Origin of the sequence: Pseudactinotalea sp. (assembly GCF_048594945.1) — a bacterium.
Classification (GTDB): Bacteria; Actinomycetota; Actinomycetes; order Actinomycetales; family Beutenbergiaceae; genus Pseudactinotalea.
In genome coordinates this window covers 1-1,650 of the sequence record NZ_JBMDXJ010000283.1, presented here as the reverse complement: position 1 = coordinate 1,650, position 1,650 = coordinate 1, and the positions used below count along the sequence as shown (strand labels likewise).

Genomic DNA, 1,650 nt, shown 5'->3' with positions numbered 1-1,650 from the left:
CTCAGATTATTCGGCTGGCTGCGTGCAGCCAGCCACGGAGCATCGGCCTCGAGCTCCTCGAGGATGCGTTGCACGATAGTCCCGTCGAACGGGGCCGATGCACGACTTGGCACCAGGAGGATCTACCCGGGCGGCCGCCCCATTGGGTGTGAGGTGATTGGCTGAAGCGCCCTGGGTTCCGTTCCGAGTCTCAGCAAGGAGAATCGGAGCATGCCCAAGAAGTTCAGTCCAGAGCTGCGTGACCGCGCTGTGCGCATGGTCTACGACCGTCAAGCTCGCGAGGGTGGTCCCCGCGCGGCATCGATCCGCGCCGTCGCACCACAGCTCGGCGTCGGCACCGAGACCCTGCGGATCTGGTGCAACCGTTACGGCCCCACGGAACCGACCGGCTCTGGAGAGCCGCTCGAGGAGGAGAACCGCCGCCTCCGGCGGGAACTCGCCGAGGCGAGACGCGCTAACGAGATCCTGAAAGCCGCCTCAGCGTTTTTCGCAGCGGAACTCGACCGCCCCACAACGAAATGATCGCGTTCATCGACATGCATCGTGAGAAGTTCGGGGCCGAGGCCATCTATCGCATCCTTGGTGCGACAGAATGTGGGTTCATCACGTCCCGCGGCTACCGCGCAGCGAAAACGCGTCCCACCTCAGCCCGCGACCTCAGAGACGCCACGTCGCTCACCGTGATCGCAAGGATCCATCAGGAGAGTTACGGTGTCTACGGGGTGAGGAAGATGCGGCATACCATGCGCCGGGCCGGCTGGGACGTGGGCCGAGACCAGGTCGCCCGACTCATGCGCCTCGCCGGACTGCACGGTGCTCGACGAGGCAGGAAGCCAGTCACGACCTGCCCGTCGGGGGAGCCGGACCATCGCCCGGACCTCGTGGAGCGGAAGTTCGCGGCCGAGAGCCCGCACCAGTTGTGGGTCGCGGACATCACCTATGTTCGTCTTCCGACGGGATTCTGTTACACCGCGTTCATCACCGACGTGTGCACGCGCAGAATCGTGGGCTGGGCTGTCGCATCCAGCCTGCATACGGAATCACTTCCGCTCCTCGCGTTGGAGCATGCGCTGATCTCCACCGGTGCTCATCGGGCGCGGGATGGACTCATTCATCACTCGGACCGTGGCGTTCAATATGTTTCTCTCGCCTACTCCGATGCTCTCACAACTGCTGGCGTGAAGGCGTCAGTCGGAACCGTGGGAGATAGCTACGATAATGCGTTGGCTGAGGCGGTGAATGGTCTCTACAAGACCGAGCTCATCTACTCAAGGCGCGTCTGGGGCTCAGTCTCGGACGTGGAGATCGCGACCATGGCCTGGGTCCACTGGTGGAACACACGCCGGATCCACGAAGCTCTCGGCTACCGCACCCCGCCCGAGGTCGAAGCGTCCTGCACTCACCCCACGATGGCCGCGCCCGCGACCGTCTCACCACGGAACGAAACCCAGGGCGCTTCATACATCAGCTGCTGAGTACAGGCGCCCCATAAACTCCGTCGTATGCCGATCGGGACTGATGCGCGGGTAGGTGTCACATGATCTGTGGCGCTGAGCAGCGTCGCAGGGAAGGATGTGCATCATGCCCGCTCCTTACCCCCAGGAGTTCCGCGACGACGTCGTCCGTGTCGCGAGGAACCGTGAACCTGGC

1 protein-coding gene and 1 other annotated feature are annotated in these 1,650 nt (G+C 63.8%); the gene reads left to right on the top strand.

The window, feature by feature from the left end; genetic code table 11:
• The first annotated feature begins 210 nt into the window (after positions 1-210).
• Positions 211-1,475 (top strand): IS3 family transposase gene (locus ACOJSN_RS12335; protein WP_420112797.1). Its coding sequence is split into 2 segments (ribosomal slippage): positions 211-490 and positions 490-1,475, totalling 1,266 coding nucleotides; the frame shifts between segments, so codons are not numbered across the junction.
• Positions 480-613 (top strand) — a sequence feature (AL1L pseudoknot). Its footprint overlaps the gene before it by 134 nt.
• Positions 1,476-1,650: the final 175 nt, after the last annotated feature.